At 69.1% G+C, this 17,528-nt stretch carries 12 protein-coding genes; 5 read left to right on the top strand and 7 right to left on the bottom strand.

Annotated elements, in window-relative coordinates:
- The first annotated feature begins 27 nt into the window (after positions 1 to 27).
- On the top strand, positions 28 to 576 hold the full coding sequence (locus MJQ72_RS34235) for a dihydrofolate reductase family protein (RefSeq protein ID WP_240595221.1): 549 nt from the start codon (positions 28 to 30) through the stop codon (positions 574 to 576).
- Here the strand turns inward: MJQ72_RS34235 and MJQ72_RS34230 are convergent, their stop codons facing one another.
- Genes MJQ72_RS34230 through MJQ72_RS34215 form a run of 4 tightly spaced genes read right to left on the bottom strand, consistent with a single transcriptional unit; the run spans position 577 to position 6,143 of the window.
- The gene (locus tag MJQ72_RS34230; protein WP_240595220.1) at positions 577 to 1,773 is read right to left on the bottom strand and encodes a GNAT family N-acetyltransferase; all 1,197 of its coding nucleotides are present in this window, start codon (positions 1,771 to 1,773) and stop codon (positions 577 to 579) included.
- A 31-nt stretch (positions 1,774 to 1,804) separates the two neighbouring features.
- Complete coding sequence (locus tag MJQ72_RS34225; RefSeq protein WP_240595219.1) at positions 1,805 to 3,505, bottom strand: ABC transporter ATP-binding protein; 1,701 nt, start codon at positions 3,503 to 3,505, stop codon at positions 1,805 to 1,807.
- Positions 3,502 to 5,244 carry an ABC transporter ATP-binding protein gene (locus MJQ72_RS34220; protein ID WP_240595218.1) on the bottom strand — a complete coding sequence of 581 codons (1,743 nt, stop codon included), beginning with the start codon at positions 5,242 to 5,244 and terminating at the stop codon, positions 3,502 to 3,504. The genes MJQ72_RS34225 and MJQ72_RS34220 overlap by 4 nt, the downstream gene beginning before the upstream one ends.
- The gene (locus MJQ72_RS34215) at positions 5,241 to 6,143 is read right to left on the bottom strand and encodes an alpha/beta hydrolase (RefSeq protein WP_240595217.1); all 903 of its coding nucleotides are present in this window, start codon (positions 6,141 to 6,143) and stop codon (positions 5,241 to 5,243) included. Before MJQ72_RS34215 ends, MJQ72_RS34220 begins: the two co-directional genes overlap by 4 nt.
- Before the next feature lie 96 nt (positions 6,144 to 6,239).
- Here MJQ72_RS34215 and MJQ72_RS34210 point away from each other — a divergent pair, with 96 nt between their 5' ends.
- From MJQ72_RS34210 to fxsT, 4 genes are all read left to right on the top strand, one after another.
- Positions 6,240 to 7,274: a CdaR family transcriptional regulator gene (locus MJQ72_RS34210; RefSeq protein WP_240595216.1), complete on the top strand. Its 1,035-nt coding sequence runs from the start codon at positions 6,240 to 6,242 to the stop codon at positions 7,272 to 7,274.
- Positions 7,275 to 7,394: 120 nt separating this feature from the next.
- Positions 7,395 to 9,188 carry a hypothetical protein gene (locus MJQ72_RS34205; protein ID WP_240595215.1) on the top strand — a complete coding sequence of 598 codons (1,794 nt, stop codon included), beginning with the start codon at positions 7,395 to 7,397 and terminating at the stop codon, positions 9,186 to 9,188.
- Positions 9,189 to 9,201: 13 nt separating this feature from the next.
- Positions 9,202 to 10,284: a MoxR family ATPase gene (locus MJQ72_RS34200; protein WP_240595214.1), complete on the top strand. Its 1,083-nt coding sequence runs from the start codon at positions 9,202 to 9,204 to the stop codon at positions 10,282 to 10,284.
- Between the two features lies 1 nt (position 10,285).
- Positions 10,286 to 14,671 carry an FxSxx-COOH system tetratricopeptide repeat protein gene (gene fxsT / locus MJQ72_RS34195; RefSeq protein WP_240595213.1) on the top strand — a complete coding sequence of 1,462 codons (4,386 nt, stop codon included), beginning with the start codon at positions 10,286 to 10,288 and terminating at the stop codon, positions 14,669 to 14,671.
- A 1-nt stretch (position 14,672) separates the two neighbouring features.
- On the opposite strand, the gene MJQ72_RS34190 is transcribed toward fxsT, so the two are convergent.
- The 3 genes from MJQ72_RS34190 to MJQ72_RS34180 all read right to left on the bottom strand — a co-directional run bounded on the left by MJQ72_RS34190 (position 14,673) and on the right by MJQ72_RS34180 (position 17,478).
- A complete protein-coding gene (locus tag MJQ72_RS34190) occupies positions 14,673 to 16,490 on the bottom strand; it encodes an HEXXH motif domain-containing protein (protein WP_240595212.1) in 1,818 nt (605 codons plus the stop codon).
- On the bottom strand, positions 16,490 to 16,687 hold the full coding sequence (locus tag MJQ72_RS34185; RefSeq protein WP_240595211.1) for a hypothetical protein: 198 nt from the start codon (positions 16,685 to 16,687) through the stop codon (positions 16,490 to 16,492). The genes MJQ72_RS34190 and MJQ72_RS34185 overlap by 1 nt, the downstream gene beginning before the upstream one ends.
- Before the next feature lie 77 nt (positions 16,688 to 16,764).
- The gene (locus MJQ72_RS34180) at positions 16,765 to 17,478 is read right to left on the bottom strand and encodes a Crp/Fnr family transcriptional regulator (RefSeq protein WP_240595210.1); all 714 of its coding nucleotides are present in this window, start codon (positions 17,476 to 17,478) and stop codon (positions 16,765 to 16,767) included.
- Between the last annotated feature and the right edge of the window lie 50 nt (positions 17,479 to 17,528).

Raw genomic sequence — 17,528 nt, 5'->3', positions numbered from 1 at the left:
GAGTGTTCAAGAAGTCGAGGAGTTCATATGGGGCGTCTCTTCCTGCACACCAACGTTTCGCTGGACGGCTACATCGCCGATGCCGCGGGCGACATCGACTGGCAGTTCGCCGACGACGAGTTCCAAGGACATATCGACGAACTGCTGGACTCGATCGACGGGATGGTCTTCGGCCGCAAGGCCTATGAGGCACTCGCCTGCTACTGGCCGACAGCCGGCGACGAGGTCTCGGCCACGCAGCGGCGGCGGATGCACGAGCTGCCGAAGTACGTCCTCTCGCGCACGCTCCGCGCCACCACCTGGCACAACTCGCATCTGGTCGAAGACGCCTCCGAGCTCGCCGATCTCGAAGGCGACATCGCCCTCTTCGCCGGGGGAGAGGCCGCGACTTCCGCGGCCCGGCTCGGGTTGCTCGACGAAGTGCGGCTCGTGGTGAACCCGGTGCTCCTCGGCGGCGGGACGCGGCTCTTCGATGGCGAGTATGCGAAGACGGCGTTCACGCTCGTCGATGACCGCCGGTTCGCTTCGGGTGCCCTGCTGCTCACCTATGCCGCCGCGCGCCACGCCTCGACGTGATCAGAACCAGTGCAGGCAGTGCGGAGGACGCTCGGTGCGGAATAGAGCGTCGGCCAGCGCGGCGGCCTCCGAGTGGTGGGCGCGGATATGGCCTGCCCGCACGAGCGTGCTCGGGGCGGTGCCGCCGAGATAGATCGAGCCGAGGTCGCTCACGTCGAGGGAAAGGCCGGGTTCCCGCTCCGTCGGGACGCAGGTCGCCTCGCCGTCCCGGACGGTGAGCAGGTAGCGGCCGTGCTCGCCGAGCGCCGGGTCGCCGACGTCGAGGACGAGCTCACCGTCGGCCGCCCAGCCTCGGGCGGTCAGCGCGCGAGGGACGTCGAGCAGCCGCACCCACAGCCAGTCCGTTTCGCCGCCGAGTTCGCCGGCGCGGAAGTCTTCGAGCTGCCAGCGCAGCGGATCGTCGAGCGGGCGGTGTTTGAACACGACTTCGGTGACGAGGTCGTGTCCGAGCAGGAACCTGGCGAGAGCCGTGGACACCGCGTCGTCGGTGGCGATGGTCTCGTCGACGGTCAGGGTGCTGGGCTCGGTGAGTGAGTAGGAGGCGTATCCGTCCGGGACGCCGTCGGCGTCACGATGCACGGCGACGTGACGCTGGGCGTGGGAGATCGGCGGTTGCCCGGCCCCCGCCTCCCACCAGCCGTGCGGGCGCGACAGCGCGCCGGGCCGGGCGCGGCGATACCGGTCGTAGACGGCTTCCAGGATTTCGCCGCATTCGGCCCGGCGCAGCAGTTCGATCGAGCCGGTGGCCACCTCGGCCGTCCGGGGGAGGGCGAAAGCGGCCCGGTGGCGTTGCACCGTGAGGCGCCGGGTGTAGGTCGCCGGTCCGTAGCCGAACCGGCGATAGATCAGCGCCTCGGACGCCAGCAGGACGGAGAGGAACTCGCCCCTGGCCCGGAAATCGGCGAGCTGGTGCCGCATCATCGCGCTGAGCACGCCTTGACGGCGATGCGAGGGAAGGACGCCGACCGCGGTCACTCCGGCGGCCGGGACGACGACCTCACCGGGCAGGGTGAGCTCGAAGGAGTACGCGGCGGCCGTGCCGACGGGCCGCCCGTCCCCGGTCACCGCGAGCAGGCCCCGGTCCATTTCGAGCGCGGACCAGGTCTCGCCCGCGGTGTCCGGGAACCGGGCGAACGCGGTGAACATGGTGTCGACGAAGAGGGCGCGGTCGTCTGCGGTCGTGGCACGGATCTTCATGCGCACAGTGCATTGCCGTTCCCCGGCGGCGTCAAGCGATTTGCGGCTCGAGAAATCCGGCGTACCGGCCGCCGAGCCGGGCCAGTTCGCCGTGGCTGCCTTCTTCCGCGATCCGGCCGCCGTCCAGGAAGACCACGTGGTCCGCGCGCTCGACGGTGCGCAGCCGGTGCGCCACCATCACCACGGTGCGGCCCGCCATGAGCCGCTCGATCCCCTCGTGGACGGCCGCTTCGTTGACCGGGTCCAGCGCGGAGGTCACTTCGTCGAGCAGCACGATGGGCGCGTCCTTCAGCAGTGCGCGCGCGATCGACACCCGCTGGCGTTCCCCGCCGGACAGCAGCGCGCCGCCTTCGCCGACGTTCGCGGACCAGCCGCCGGGCAGCCGTTCGATCACCTCGTCGAGGCGGGCGGCCGTGGCGGCGGCCCGCACTTCGGCGTCGTCGGCGTCCGGACGGCCCAGCCGGATGTTCTCCTCGATCGTGCCGTCGAACAGGTAGACGTCCTGGAACACGATCGCGATCCGGGACATCAGGTCGTCGGTGCTCATCGCGCGGACGTCCACCCCGCCGATGCGCACCGCGCCCGAGTCCACGTCGTGGAACCGGGCGAGCAGCTGCAACACCGTGCTCTTCCCGGCGCCCGAAGGACCGACGATGGCGAGCTTCCGTCCTTCGTGGACGGTCAGCGAAAGACCGTCGAGCACCGCGCGGCCGCCGCGGGTGAAGGCGGCCGACTCGAACTCCAGATCGTGCCGCTCCGGCCGGACCGGCTCCGGCGGTTCCGGCAGCGGCTCGGTGCGCAGCAGGGCGTCGAGCCGCACCAGCACCGACCGCGCACCGCGGAGTTTGCCGCCGATGTCCGTCAGCGAGAGCAGTGGATCGGCGCAGCGCGCGGCCAGGACGAGAATCGCCACGACCTCGGCCGCCCCGATCTCCCCGCCGAGCGCGAGGAAGGCGCCCAGTGTCAGCAGGACCGTGAACATCGCCTGCACCGTGAACGTCAGCCCCACGACACCGGGCAGCGCCGACAGGGTGGACCGGCGGTTCGCCCGCTGGAGGTCCCGCAGCGAGTCGTCGAGCAGCCGGAATCGTTCCGCGGCCCGCCCTCCGGCCCGCAGCACCGGCTGGGCCTGCAGATACTCGATGACCCGGCCGGTCGCCTCGGTGCCGCGTGCGGTGGCCTCCTCGTCGGCGGCGGCCGTCGAACGGCCCGTCCACACCTGGATCGCCACCACGACCGGGACGGCGAGCACCGCGGCCAGCCCCAGCCGCCAGTCGAAGGCGAGGATCACGAACACGATCGTCAGCGGGGTGACGCAAGCGGCCACGAACGGGGCCAGCAGATGCGCGATCACCCCTATCGCCTGCAGTACACCGGGTCCGGCCAGCGCCGACACCTCGCCGACGCGGTTCCCGCCGTACCAGCCCATCGGCAGCCGGGCGAGGTGGTCGCCGAGCCGGTGGTACATCCCGCGCAGCAACGTCGTCCCGGCGCGGAAGCCGGACAGATCGGCGCGGTAGCGCAGGATCGCGAACACCGAGAAGGCCGCGCCGAACGCGATCAGCCACGGGACGGCGTCGCCGGGAGTGCTCCCGAGCAGTGCCCGCAGCAAGGGGACCAGCAACGCGTAGGACAACCCTTCGACGATCCCGGTGACCGTCATCAGCGCCACGGTCCGTCGCACCGGTGGGGCGTGCTCGGGGCCGAGCACGCTCAGCAACATCCTGATCATCGGGTTTCCCCCTGTGGTTCGGCGGCGTGCTGGGAACGCCAGAAGGCGGCGAATTTCCCGTTCCGGGTCAGCAGATCCGCTGGCTTGCCGCGTTCGGCGATGGTGCCGTTCTCCAGCAAGACGATGGTGTCGGCGTCGACGACCGTTTCCAGGCGGTGCGCGATGACCAGGATCGTCCGGTCGGCCCGTGCCGTCGCCAGTGCCCGGCGCACGGCGAGTTCGGTCTGCGGGTCGGCGAACGCGGTGGCCTCGTCGAGCACCAGGACAGGTGTGTCCGCGAGCAGCGCACGGGCCAGCGAGATCCGCTGGGCTTCCCCGCCCGACAAGCCGGTTTCCTCGTGCAGCACCGTTTCGTAGCCGCGCGGCAGTTCGAGGATCCGGTCGTGGATGTTCGCCAGCCGGGCGGCGCGTACGACGTCGTCGAGGCCGGCGTGCGGCACGGCGAGCGCGATGTTGTCCGCGACCGACGCGCGCAGCAGGCGGACGTCCTGGAACACGAAGGAGACCTGGCGATACAGCTCCTGGCTGCCGATTTCGCGCAGATCGACGCCGCCCAGCAGAATCCTTCCTTCCGCGGGGTCGAAGAACCGCGGCAGCAAAGTGACCAAAGTGGACTTCCCGCCGCCGGACGGGCCGACGAGGGCGGTGACGGTGCCCGGTTCGAGCACCAGGTCGATACCGCGCAGGACCTCGCGATCGGCCTCGTAGCCGAACCGGACGTCTCGCAGCTCCACGCGATGTCCCTGCGGCACAAGGGGTTTCGCCGGTTCCGGCAGTGACGGCACACCGAGCACGTCGCGGATCCGCCCGGTCGCGCGCCGGGCGGCCTGAAGTTCGTCGAAGCCGTGGCCGAGCGCGGCCACGGGTGCGGTCAAACCCAGCCCCAGCACCAGGAACGGCAGGAGATCGACCGGGGCGAGGCCGCCGCCGGTGATCAGGAGCGTGCCACCGATCAGGACCACCAGCAGCACGAACGGCGGCGACAGCGCGAGCTGCATCCCCGCCGCCGGCCCGGCCATCCCTCGCACCCACCGGGTGAAGATGGCGACGAAATCGTCCGCGGCGGTGCGGAACCGGCGATGGGCGCGGCCCGCTCCGCCGAACGCCTTGACCACGGCGATGCCCTGGACGAATTCGACGGCCGAATCCGAGATCCCGGCCATGCCCCGGTCGAACTCCTCCTGCTCGCGCAGCCGGGAGGGCGTCATCATCAACGGCACCACCGCCACCGCCAGCACGACCGGGATCAGCGTGATCAGGGTGAGCCGCCAGTCGATGGTGAGCAGGTAGCCCAGCGACACCAGCGGGACGACGAAGGCGGAGACGAGTTCGCCGGGCGTGTGGGCGATGAACGGGTGCACGGCGCCGACGTCCTCGCCGACGACCTTGGCCAGCTCGCCGGTGCGACGCCCGGAGAACCAGCCGATCGGCACGCGGCCAAGGCGTTCGGCGAGCAGACGGCGGAAGGTGAGCTGGACCCGGCCGTCGAGCAGATGCCCGATCCCGGACGACGCGGCCGTGAGCACCAGCCGGACGAACAAGCCGGCCGCGCCCACGATCACCGCGGTCCACACCCGGCTTTCGTCGACCGGGCCGGGAGCCAGCAGCGCCCTGCCCAGTTCGACGACCGCGAGCAGCGGTGCCAGCCCCGCGACGGCGCCGACGATCTGCAGGACGACGACGGCGGCGAAACTCCCGGCGAACGGGCGCAGCAGCCGGGCCGTCGTGGGTGCCGTCATGACGCGGCCAGCGCGCGGCGCAGGACGCCGCCCAGTTCGTCGATCTGACGGCGGGACACCTCGGCGGACAGGATCGCCTGCGACCCGTGGAAGGTGCCCGGCCACTGGTGCAGCTCGACCGAAACCCCCGCCTGAAGCAGTCGGAGCGCGTACTCGATGTTCTCGTCGCGGTTGGGGCAGAACTCGGCGGCGGCCACGTACGCGGGCGGAAGGCCGGAGAGATCAGTGGCCCGCGAAGGAGCGGCATAGGGCGAAGGCGCGGGCTTTCCGTTCAGGTAGTGCCCCCACGCGGCGGTGATCTTGGCGCGGTTCATCCACGGCGTGTCGGTGAAGTTGCGCGCCGACCACGACTCCTGCCGGTCGTCGAGCCCCGGCTGGTTGAGCAGCTGGAAGCAGATCCGCGGGCCGCCTTCGTCGCGGACCCGCAAGGCCGTCGCCGCCGCGAGGCCACCGCCCGCGCTGTGCCCGCCGACCGCGATCCGGTCGGGCGAGACGCCGAGCTCGGCCGCGTGGTCCGCCGTCCAGTTCAGCACGGCGTAGACGTCGTCGAACGCGGCCGGGAACGGGTTCTCCGGTGCCAGCCGGTATTCGACCGAGATGACCACCGCGTCGGAGGCTTCGGCGAGCCGCGCCGCCCAAGGGTGCTCGGTCTCCAGGTTGCCCATGACCCAGCCGCCGCCGTGCAGCCAGATGACGGCGCCCTGTGCCTCGCGCGGCCGGTAGATCCGGATCGGGACGCCGGGGTCGCCGGGCACCGTCCGGTCTTCGACCTCCATGGCCGAGGTGTCGGGCGGCGGCACCGACGTGGCCAGCTTCGCGAGCTTCTCGCGGTCCGCGATCGGGTCGTCGAGGTTCGCCGCGGGGAAGAGGGCGATGAAGGCTTCGAGTTCGGGATCCATGACCACGATCCTTCCGGCTTCCGGTCCGGAGAGCGGCCGCCATCCGTCGCGTGTGATCGCCCCTTCGCGCGACGATCGCCGCGTAGGCTCGCGGGCATGGAGGCATTGGCCGCGCGGTTGTCGCATCTGGATCCCGACGTCGAGGGCGTGATCCGGGTCGTGATGTTCTACGACACCTTGATGCGGCGCCGGGTCGACCTCCCCGCGCTCGCACGCGCCACCGCGGGCCTGTCGGAATGCGCGGCGGGCATCCGGCTCCACAGCACGGGCCGGACCATCCGCATGGCACCCGACGGACGCGAAGCCGCTCCGGCGTCCGAGCCCGTGTCCACCACGACGGCGGTCACCCTCGACGACGAAGAGATCGGCACGGTTTGGCTGGAACGCGTGGGAGAGCCCGGTGCCCTCGACGAAGCGGTGCTGGACCGCCTCGCGATCGCCGTGGCGACGGTCGTCGAGCGATACGGCCCGGCCCGCACCACGATGGCCGATCCGGCGCTGGTGGAACTCGTGATCAGCTCCGCCAGTGACGACGCCGCCAGGAACCGGGCCTTGCGGCTGCTGGGTTTCCCCGGCGACGCGCCGATCCGCGTGATCGCGGTCCGGTCCGGACTCCCGCTCGAGAAGATCGGGGCCCGGATCTGCCACGGGCGCCCGGTCAAGGCCGCGTCACTCGGCGACGTCGGCATCATCCTGGCCGCCGCGGTGGATCCGGCCCGGTTCCCCGAAGACGTCCGGGCGGGGATCGGCGACGCCGAATGCCCGCATCGGTCCTGGCAGGACGCGACGACCGCGCTGCGGTTCACGACCGCGCGCCGTCCGGTGATCCACTATCGCGACCTGGGCGCGCTGGCGCTGCTCGCGCGGATCCCGGAAGAGGACACGCGGGCCAACGCCGACGTCGTCGCGATCACGAAGCTGGCCGCGGATCCGGAGGATCTGCGGACGCTGGACGCGTACTGCGCCACGGGTTCCGTGCGCCAGGCCGCCGATTCCCTGCACCTGCACCACAGCAGCGTGGCGCGACGGCTGACGCAGATCGGCAAGGCCCTGGACATCGACCTGACCGACCCGCTCGGCCTGACGCGGGTGAGGCTCGCCCTCACCGCTTGGCGCCTGCTCGGCGAGTGAGTGGTAGCACCGATCCGCCGCCACCTATTTGTCAATTGACACTCAACTCCGGGCCGATCGACGCGATAATGTGGCGGTCGGCGCCGGAGGGCCGGCGCCGTGGACCTTGGGAGGGGGCCAGTGGCGCGACCGACGCGGGCTCTCGACCGCACGATCGTCGTGGTGGACGTCGTGGGGTTCACCGCGCCGGACCGCAATCGTCTGGACCGGCTCGCCGTCCACCAGGGTATGTACGAGGTCTTGAAGATCGCGTTCGCCGAAAGCGGCGTCGATTTCGATTCGTGCGCGCATGAGGACCGCGGCGACGGCGCCTTGATCCTGCTTCCGCCGGGAACGACCAAAAGCCTGGTCGCCGACCTGCTGCCGGAACGTCTCGCGGTCGCACTCCGCCGGTACAACCACACGCGGACACCGCAGGCGCAGATGCGGCTGCGGGTGAGCCTCAACTCCGGAGAGGTGATCGGCGACGACAACGGCTGGGTCGGGGACGCGGTCGATATCGCTTTCCGCATTCTCGACGCGCAACCGGTGAAGGAGGCCTTCGCCGAATCCGATCGGATGATCGCCTTCATCTCTTCGGAGCGTTTCTTCGCGGACGTCATCGAGAAGGACCCAGGCCTGTTGCCCGAGCTGTACCGTCCGCTACCTGTTTCAGTGAAGACTTTCACCGGAACGGCTTATTTACGGCTGCACGGGGAGGTCATCCCGGAATCGGTGGTGGCGCGCGCCGAAGATCTCTTGCCGGTCGATCCGGAAGGGCCCGTCCTGGAGTTGATCCCCCGCAAGGATCTGGTGGGCCTGCGCCGTCACCTGACCGGAATGAACGTCCCGAATCCGGCGGTCATGGTGAGCCGCGCGCTCGGTCCCGCGGTCCCGCCGCCCCGGCTGGACGGCGTCACCGACGCGTGGGAGGTCTTCCAGCTGCTCACCGACTTCAACGCGGGACCGGACGGGATCCCGCCCGCGTTGGCCTTTCTCGGGCTGCTGGCCGAAAACGCGGGCGGCAAACCGGACGCCATGATCGAGGGCTGGCTGGCGAACCAGGCCCGGTCGCTGCGGCTCGCTCCGGCGTTCGGGCATCAGCGGCTGACCAGGACGCCGCTCCCGGATCGTCCCCATCTGCATTTGATGATCATGCTCGAACCGGTTCCCGCTGATCCGACGCGGTGCACGCTCGCATTCTGGCGACAGGACGATCCGGAGATCTGGCCGCCGCCGCTCGGCGACGTGCGGGAAATCGGAATCGACGAGGTCGAGCTCAGGGTCGATGACGTCATCCTGGAGACCGAGGGGGTCTGGTCCGGCCAGAGCATGTCCGCGTCGGTGGAATTCCTCCTGCCGAGGACACTGATCAATTTGCCGGTGCAGCGGTGGGCGAAGGAGCATGAGACCGGTCAGCCCCAGCCGTTGCGCTACGGGTACCGTCTCGGAATACGGTCATTGGAGAGGATGCGGGCGAGGCATTGGCATCGCGCATGGCACGTTCGCTGGGATTCGATGGTGAAGGACCCCGCCGCCGACCGGCTGCACTATTCCGGATGCCCGGAGGTCGAGGATCACCCGATCGACGCCATCTTGAGCGACGAGCACTGGGTCGGTCTGGTGTTGGCGAAACCTCCGCCGCCCCAAACGAAACCGGGTGGTGCGCCGGACGAATTGACGACCGCGCTCCGCAATGGCCTCCCGGTCGTGCTGTGGCATCCGGACGCCGAACCGGAGACCCTGCGCGAGTTGCTCGACTGGGTATTGGCCGCGGAGAGCGGTTTCAAGGAACTTCCGGATCGCCGCAAACTGGCGAATTCCGGTATGGCGGTACCGTTCAAGAATTCTCTGGCTCACGATCTGGTGGTAATGTGGGACGACCCCAAACGTGTGATCGTTCTGGACCAGCCGTTGATCCCGACTCGACTGTAAGGGGATGCCGCGGATGAGCGGGAACGATCAGGACGCGGCCGTGGACGGCCGGACTCCTCGGCTCGACGCACCCGATTGGTGGATCTACCGGGGCACCGGAATTCCCATTCACGACATCGACCTCGCGCAGTTGCTGCCCGCGCCACCGCCGTGGCGTTCTTATCGGGGTGACCCGCCACCGGAGAACGACGTACCGCCGCCGGACGACGGCGAGGCGGAACGCCGTCTCGGTACCGCGTTCACGCTTTCGGAGCACGACGCGGACGCCGGAGAACTGAACATGATCAACGCCGCCCTGTACCTGCGGCGTCCGTTGCTGGTCACCGGGAACCCGGGAACGGGGAAGTCGAGCCTCGCGTACCGGATCGCCAGGGAACTGGGGCTGGGCAGGGTGCTGCGCTGGGCGATCACCAGCCATACCGCGCTGAGTTCCGGGCTGTACGGCTACGACGCGATCGGCCGGGTCCAGGCGGCGGCGACCAGCCAGGCCCAGCGCGGTGGCGAGGCCGAAGAACCCCCGATCGGCGATTTCGTCCGGCTCGGTCCGCTGGGCACCGCCTTCCTGCCCAGCAGGCTGCCGCGGGTCCTGCTGATCGACGAACTCGACAAATCCGAGGCGGATCTGCCCAACGATCTGTTGTCGATCTTCGAGGACGGCGAATTCTCCATCGAGGAATTGACCCGCGTGCGCAACCGGCATCCCGAAGTCACCGTGCACACCGCCGATCCGCAGCGCACCGCCGTGGTCCGCGACGGCCGGATCGCCTGCCACGCCTTCCCGATCGTCGTCATGACCAGCAACGGGGAGCGGGAGTTCCCGCCCGCGTTCCTGCGGCGCTGCCTGCAGCTGCGGATCGAGAATCCGGACGAGGAACAGCTCGCCGCGATCGTGGCCGGTCATCTGGTCGGCGAGAACGGTGAACACCGGGACAGGCTCATCCGGGAATTCGCCGAACGGAGCAAGGCGGAAGGCGGGCTCCCCACCGACCGGCTGCTCGACGCCGTCTATCTCGCGACGTCGGGCGCGTATCAGCCGGATCAGGAGGCATGGCCGCGGCTGGTGGATGCTCTGTGGCAACGACTGACGGTGCGGTGACATGGCAGGGCCGGGCGGTGTGTCCGACTCGCGTTCCGCCCCGGTGGCGGACCGGCGGGGCACCGGTTTTCCGCACCGGGGCGAACGGTTCGGATTCGAGGACCTGAACTGGACCGACGTCGCGGACATCGTGTGGCTGGCCGCGGCCATCTCGCCACGGCGGGCCGATGGAGAGCCGGCACCGGCCGACGAAATGGAGCATTCGCCTGCTGACGTGAGGATCCGTAACGCGCCGGCCGATCGCGGAGAGATCCCGGAACTTCCCGAGCCGGGGCCGTCCCGGCTCGTCGACGGCCCACCGGACGCGGAAGACGACGGCGAGGTCGTCGCGATCGAGGCCGTACCCGGTGAGCTGCCGGAACCCGCGGTGGACGGCGACGGGCCCGGGGGAGCGGTACTCCTCGAATCGCTGGAGTACTTCCGTGCGCTGAGAACACTGAAACGGGAGACGGCCTCGCGGCGACACAACAATGTGGTCCTGGACGAAGTGGCGACCGCCGTCCGGGTCGCGGAGACCGGACGGTGGTGGCCGGTCACCCGATCGAGAAAAGAGCGCTGGCTGGACCTGACGCTCGTCCTCGACAACGGTCCGTCGATGGCCTTGTGGCGCCCCAGGGTGTCGGCGTTCGTCGAACTACTGCGGCAGGTGGGTGCTTTCCGCACCATTCAGGTCCGCCTGTTGGAAACCGGGAAGGACACCGAAGAGGATCTCGTTCTTCGCGGTGGCACGCCCGGCGCGCCCGCCCGAGACCCGGACGAGATCGTGGATTCGTCGGGACGGCGCGTGGTCTTGCTGCTCACCGACGGTGTGGGTGACGCGTGGCAGAAGAAGGACGCGCTGTACCCGATGCTGGCGCGGTGGGGCAGGAAGATGCCGGTGAGCATCGTGCATCTGCTCCCGCGATGGCTGTGGGGCCGATGTGGCATGAGCCCGCACCAGGCCCGGTTGAGCGTGCCGAACCCGGTGGCGCCCAACGGCCGCTGGAAATGCGATCTCGCCGACGCCTGGCTCGAACCCGGCTCGGAAGTGCCCGCCCATCTCGTCCCGGTGCCGGTCCTCGAACTGCGGCCGAGGTCGCTGGGCTGGTGGGCCGGATTGATGACCGGCGAAAACGACGAGGCCGTGGAAGGAACCGTCGTACTCGCCACGGAACGGATTTCCCAGTCCGATTTCGATGACCCGTCGGTAACTTTGTCACCCGCCGAACGAGTGCAGCGATTCCGAAGTGTTGCGTCACCGCCAGCGCTACGCTTGGCGCAGTTACTCGCGGCGGTACCGGTCCGTCTCGACGTGGCGAAACTGGTGGGACAACGATTCGTGCCGGAAGCGGGGCCGGAACACCTCCTCGAACTTTTGCTTTCGGGGATGATGTACGCTCCCGCACTCAGGGAGGGCAAGTCCACTTGGGACACAGACGGGGTCTTCGCTTTTCCCGAGGCAGTCCGGGAATTGCTGCTCAGCGGCGCGCGGCGGTCGGAAACGGCCAATGTCGTCCGAGTGGCCGCCACCCATTTCGGTGACCGGATCCGGTTGATCGGCCACCTCCGAGACGCCATCGCCGACCCGAACAACACACCGGACCCAGACCTCACCCGCGAGTCCCCGGCCGATGTGGAGCTGGAAACCGCGCTCATGCGCGCCCTTTCCGGGCCGTACCTGTCCCGGGCCGACAGGTTGCGGAACGCGGCGGCAAGCCAAGTCCTCCAAGCACACCTATCTGAAACGAAGACTGAGAGCTCAATGATGCCTGAGACGGCCGAACGTCCACCTGCCTCGACACCTGCGACACAGGGACGCTCGTCTTATCTCAATGAGCCCGAGGCGAACGAGCCGACGACCCGGATCGTGCACCCTTCGGCGTCGGAACCATCCCGGGACTTCCCCGCCCGGCAGCCGGACGACCCGCCACTGGTCTTCGGGAACGTCCCCCCGCGGAACCCCAACTTCACCGGCCGCGACGAATTGCTCGATCAGCTCACGAAGAGATTGAGCAGTGGTACCACCGCCGTGCTTCCTTCGGCGCTGCACGGTCTCGGTGGTATCGGCAAGACCCAGATGGCCGCCGAGTACATCTACCGGCATCTCCAGGATTACGACCTCGTCTGGTGGATCGACGCCGCGCACACCACCCAGATCCGCGCCGGTCTCACCGAACTCGCCGGTGTCCTCGGCCTGCAAGGCGCGTCGGAGACCAATGTCGCGGTCCCCGCGGTCATCGAGGCGCTCCGGACCGGGCGGCCGTTCCGCCGCTGGCTCCTGGTCTTCGACGCCGCGGAGAGTCCGGACACGGTGCTCCCGTTCTTCCCGCGCAACGGTCCCGGCGAAATCCTGATCACCTCGCGGAACTCCGACTGGGCTGGTATCGCACGCCCGCTGGAACTCGCGGTGTTCAAGAGGGAGGAAAGCGTCGAGCTGCTCGGCCGCCGCGGCCCGGAGATCGACCCGGCCGACGCCGACGAACTCGCCGAAAAGCTCGGCGATCTGCCACTGGCCGTGGAACAGGCCGCTGCCTGGCGCGCGGTGACCGGGATGCCGGTACAGGAGTATCTGCGCCTGTTCGACGAGTCCGTCGAGGAAATCCTCGACACCGCTTCGGCGCCCGACAACGAGGTTTCCGTCGCCGCCGCGTGGAACGTTTCGTTCGAGGAACTGAAGACCCGCAACCCGGCCGCTCATCAGATCCTGCACATCTGTGCCTTCTTCTCGCCGGAACCGATCTCGCGTGACCTGCTGACCGGGGTCAACCGGGTGTCGATCTCGCCGGAACTCGACGCGGCGCTGCGTGATCCGATCAAGCTGGCCCGCGCCATCCGTGACATCAACCGTTATGGCCTGGCCAAGATCGACCACGGGAACAACACCCTCCAGTTGCACCGGCTGGTGCAGCTGGTGCTGCGCAACCGGGTGATGGCCCGGCAGGTGCACGCGCGGATGCAGCACGGCGCCCACCAGCTGCTCGCCGCGCTCGACCCCAACGACCCCGAGTCCAGCAGGCACTGGTCGCGCTACCGCGAACTGCTGCCGCACGCCTACGCGGCGAACGTCCTGGACTGCGACAACGACTGGCCGCGTCAGCTCTACATCAACCTGATGCGCTACCTGTTCGAGTACGGCGATCACGAAGAAGCGGCGCGGCTCGGCCTCGAAGCGCGCAAGCGCTTCACCGAGACCCTCGGCCCCACCCATCCGCAGACACTCGAAGTCTCGTCGCGGCTCGGGCTCTACCTGTGGGCGGTCGGCCGGTACGACGAAGCCGCGGAGCTCAACCAGCGCACTCTCGCACTGCGCATGCAGATGTCCAGCGAGGAGAACGAGGAGACCTTCGCGCTTCAGCGGAACATCACGATCGATCTCCGGGCCCAGGGTGATTTCGCGGGAGCGACCAAGCTGAGCGAAGAGATCTTCCACAAGGCCAAGCGGATGTTCGGCGACGACGACCCGGAGACGCTCTACGCCGCGTTCCAGCACGGGATCAGCCTCCGGTTGGCCGGCGCCTACCGGGAGGCGCTGGAGCTGGATCAGGACACTCTCCGGCGGCGGATCGAGGTCCTCGGCCGCGATCATGTCCGCACCTTCAGCGTCAACAGCTCGAGGAACGTGGACTTGCGCGAGGCGGGTGAGTACGGCCAGGCCCGGATCCAGCAAGAGCGGCTCACGGAGAGCTTCATCGCCCGTTTCGGTCCGGACCAGCTGGACTCGGCGGGTAACTCGCTCCTGCTCGCGATGGCCAGGAGGAAGGACGGTGACCACCCGGGGGCGCTCGGCCTGTCCACGGAGGTCCTCAAACGGTTCCGGCTCGCTTATGGCGATGACCACGGCACGACGATGGCCTCCGCGCTGGCTCATTCGATCGACCTTCGCCACTCGGGTGATCTGGCCGCGGCTAGGAAGCTCGGCGAAGAGACGTTCGAGCGGTACCGGCGTGGTCTCGGCGAACATCACCCGCATACCCTCGTGGCCAACGTGAACCTGGCGGTGACCCTCCGGCTGATGGGCGACCCGGCGGCCGCGCGCGTCCTCGACGAACGTGCCCTCGAGCAGTTCCGTGCCACTATCGGCCCGGACCATCCTTACGCCATCATCGCCGCGATCAACCTGGCGAGTGACCTGGCGGCGGTGGGCGAGCTCGACCGGACGGTCGAGCTGGGGCGAGACGCGATCGAGCGTGGCACGCAGGTACTCGGCGAGGACCACCCCACGGTCCTGGCGGCGTCGTTCAACCTCGGACTGGATCTGGCCGCGCTCGGCCGGACGGAGGAGGCCGCGCCGTTCCGCGACCCGATCCTGGCGCGGTACCGCCGGATCCTGGGCGAAGCCCACCCCGGAACGCAGGCGGCCGGTCGCGGTATCCGTGCCAACTGCGACATCGACCAGGTCCTGATGTGAGTCAGCCCGGTACGAGTTGCCCGATCCAGGAGGCGATCTCCTCGACGGTCGGCGGCCGCGTGCCGGATCGCAAGGGCCGATGGACCGCGCGGACCAGCTCGGGACAGCGCAGCAGGGCGCGGGCGGCAGGGTGCGGGCCTCGCGCGGAGAGAGCGAGGCCCAGCCCGATCAAGGAGTTCGGCCGGTCCGGATCCGCGGCGAGCTCCTGCCGGTAGCCCTCGACGGCTTCGAGGTGATCACCCGCGGTGTAAGCGAAATCAGCCGCGGTGGCGCCGGGTACCGTCGGCGGTCGTCCATCCGGTGAGCGCGTCGTGCCGCCGAGGGTGAGCCGGATGAGGTCCGTTCTGGCTGGGGACCAGCCTCCGTCCGGTACCGGTGTCGGAGGGAGGCTGGTCGCGTCGAGGTTCGCGGGAGGCCTCGGTCTTCCGCTGAGCCAGGCCGCCGCCAGTTCGGCGACGACGGCCGGGTCCGGGCGCAGATGCCGGGCGCGCCACCCCGCGCGGTGATCGCGGCGGGCGGCCGCGGCCAATTCGCTCGCCTCCGCCGACACGGGCTCGCTCTGCCACGGCCCGAGGCGTTCGGCGATGTCGTCGAGAAAGCGCCGGCCGGCGGCGGTCAGGGTCGAGTCCACGCGCAGCGTATGCAGGGTGTGCCAGGTCTGCTCACGCCAGTAGGCGAACTCGAAGCCGGAGCGCCGGGGACTCGTCCCGGCCCTGGCCAGTGCGCGCCAGAAGGCGGTGACGCCGAAGAAGGCGTAGACCCCTTGCAGAGCGCCGCTCAGTGGGCGTGGATCATCCCGCCAGGCCACGTAGATCCGTTCCCGTGGGTCCGGCTCGTACAGCTCGACGAGGTGAAGCAGCCCACCGAGAACGATGTGCTGGAATTCGTGGATCAGGGTTTCGGCGAGGGAGGCCCCGTCGGTGGGCAGTCCGACGACCGCGCTGCCGAACGCCTCCCCGGTCGACGCGCTCGGATTGCGGAAGAGCACCTGGGGTTTCGGGACCAGGGACGCCAAGCCCACCGGCATGATGTGGGCCAGACCGGGCAGATGGGTCGCGACCAGATGACAGGCCTCGTCGATCAGCCGTTGCCAATCCGCCAGATCCTTGCCCGGCAGCCGTTCCGGCGGGATCGGTTCGTAGAGTCCGCGATAGGGATCGAGGTCGTCCAGCCACAACGAGAACCGGTGCGCGCCGACCTGACTCCGCACCCGGCGGATTCCCCACCAGCCCTGGGCGTCGGAGCCGGGTGCTTCCGGCACGAGGACCGTCGCGCCGGCGTTCGATACCGAGTACCGGCCGTTGACACCCCGTACAACGACCGAGGAAAACGTTTCGGTGTCCGGAAAACGGGCCATCCCGAGTGAAGGGAGTATCGCGTTGCCGTGCCACGCCGGGATGACGGTCTCGAAGTCCAGCTCCGCCCGGATCGCCGCGGCCGCCGCGATCGCGTGCGCGTGCCCCAGATGCATCCACAAAGGACCGACGCCGTCGATCCCGTTCCGGAGCAGGCGAGTCGTGTAGCCTGCCCAGCTCCCGGTATACGGATTGGTGAGCACCCTGTTCACCGAGCGGGGTGCGCGTGCCTCGGCACGCGCGAGGAGTTCCCAAGCGGAGTCGAGTGACGGCAAGGGACCTGAATGGCTCGGTGCCTTCGCGGCTTCCGTCAGCAATGCGTGGATCAACAGTTTGCGACGGCTTCGTTCGGCCCGTCGCAACCGTCGGGCCATGTCCTCGTCGCCGTCAAGACGCGCGAGCGCGTCGAAGTCTCGCCACGACAACCGATGGAACGCAGGGCGAGACCCGGCTGATGCCGGCATCAGTCGATCCGTTCGCCACCCGCGCTGCCTGCGCTTCTGTAGCGTGCGCGGACGAGGGTGGTGCGTTCGACGACCTGGCGCGCCGAATGGCGGAAGGCCTCACTGTCCAGCTCTCGTAACGCGGTGAAGGAGACCGCGTCGAGATCCATCAACGCCGATTCGATGTCCGGTTCCGTGTCTGCCGAGAAAGAACTCATCGTGCCGATTCCCTCCACCCCGTGAAAAGGTTGCGAGAGTTGAACCTCGACAAGGATAGCCGAGATTTCGCGCCGGATCAGGCCTCGGCGGCCGGTGGTGGGCGTCCGGCCGCCAATTCCCGTAATGCGCGAGGGCTCGTGATGGTGACGCGCTGGCGTGCGGTGCGCACCACGCCCAGCCTGCGGAGTTCGTCGAGGCCCCGGATCAGGGTGCTGCGCGAGACGCGTGCGAAGCCCGCCAGTTCGCCTTGGTTGAAGCGGAGGTCGATCTGTTTCCCGGCCGTCCAATCGACGGCGTGCTGCAGCGCCAGTTCCAGGAGGACGGCGGCGAGGCGTTGCGGGAAATCCGGCCCGCCGGATTCGAGGCGCAGCCGGTCGGATTGCTGCAGCCGGATCGCCGCGGTACGGAAGATCTCTTCGGCGATACGCGGCTGGTCGCGTAATACACCGAGGAATTTCTCCCTCGGCACGACGAGGGTGTGCACCTCGTCGATCGCCGACATCGTGGCGGAACGGGGGAGTCCGCTGATGGGGGCCAGTTCGCCCACGATTTCCGCGGGACCACGGGCGGCGAGCGGGGCGTCTTCGCCGCGATAGTTGGTGGCGCTGATCTTCACCCAGCCGTGCAGGACGACGAACATACTGGTGGGCGGGCTGCCCTGGAGGGCGAGGATCTGGCCGGGGCGCCACACTTTCAGGTGGCCCGCGCGCCGGAGGGCGGCTTGTTCCGCCGGTGTCAGCCGCCGCCAGGTCCCCAGATTCCCGTTTTCAGCCGCGGGGGAACCGGTCATCCTGGCCCTCCGGTTCCCGGGGAACCGGATCGGTGCTGTGTTCCATTTGA

The sequence above is a fragment of the Amycolatopsis sp. EV170708-02-1 genome (assembly GCF_022479115.1).
GTDB lineage: Bacteria > Actinomycetota > Actinomycetes > Mycobacteriales > Pseudonocardiaceae > Amycolatopsis.
The sequence above is the reverse complement of the archived record's forward strand: the minus strand, read 5'-3'. Positions and strand labels throughout refer to the sequence as shown.

Coding starts and splice junctions, on each gene's coding strand:
- MJQ72_RS34215 (WP_240595217.1), bottom strand. CDS start 6,143: ATGGATCCCGAACTCGAAGCCTTCATCGCCCTCTTCCCCGCGGCGAAC.
- MJQ72_RS34185 (WP_240595211.1), bottom strand. CDS start 16,687: ATGAGTTCTTTCTCGGCAGACACGGAACCGGACATCGAATCGGCGTTG.
- fxsT (WP_240595213.1), top strand. CDS start 10,286: ATGGCAGGGCCGGGCGGTGTGTCCGACTCGCGTTCCGCCCCGGTGGCG.
- MJQ72_RS34220 (WP_240595218.1), bottom strand. CDS start 5,244: ATGACGGCACCCACGACGGCCCGGCTGCTGCGCCCGTTCGCCGGGAGT.
- MJQ72_RS34225 (WP_240595219.1), bottom strand. CDS start 3,505: ATGATCAGGATGTTGCTGAGCGTGCTCGGCCCCGAGCACGCCCCACCG.
- MJQ72_RS34200 (WP_240595214.1), top strand. CDS start 9,202: ATGAGCGGGAACGATCAGGACGCGGCCGTGGACGGCCGGACTCCTCGG.
- MJQ72_RS34230 (WP_240595220.1), bottom strand. CDS start 1,773: ATGAAGATCCGTGCCACGACCGCAGACGACCGCGCCCTCTTCGTCGAC.
- MJQ72_RS34210 (WP_240595216.1), top strand. CDS start 6,240: ATGGAGGCATTGGCCGCGCGGTTGTCGCATCTGGATCCCGACGTCGAG.
- MJQ72_RS34190 (WP_240595212.1), bottom strand. CDS start 16,490: ATGCCGGCATCAGCCGGGTCTCGCCCTGCGTTCCATCGGTTGTCGTGG.
- MJQ72_RS34180 (WP_240595210.1), bottom strand. CDS start 17,478: ATGACCGGTTCCCCCGCGGCTGAAAACGGGAATCTGGGGACCTGGCGG.
- MJQ72_RS34235 (WP_240595221.1), top strand. CDS start 28: ATGGGGCGTCTCTTCCTGCACACCAACGTTTCGCTGGACGGCTACATC.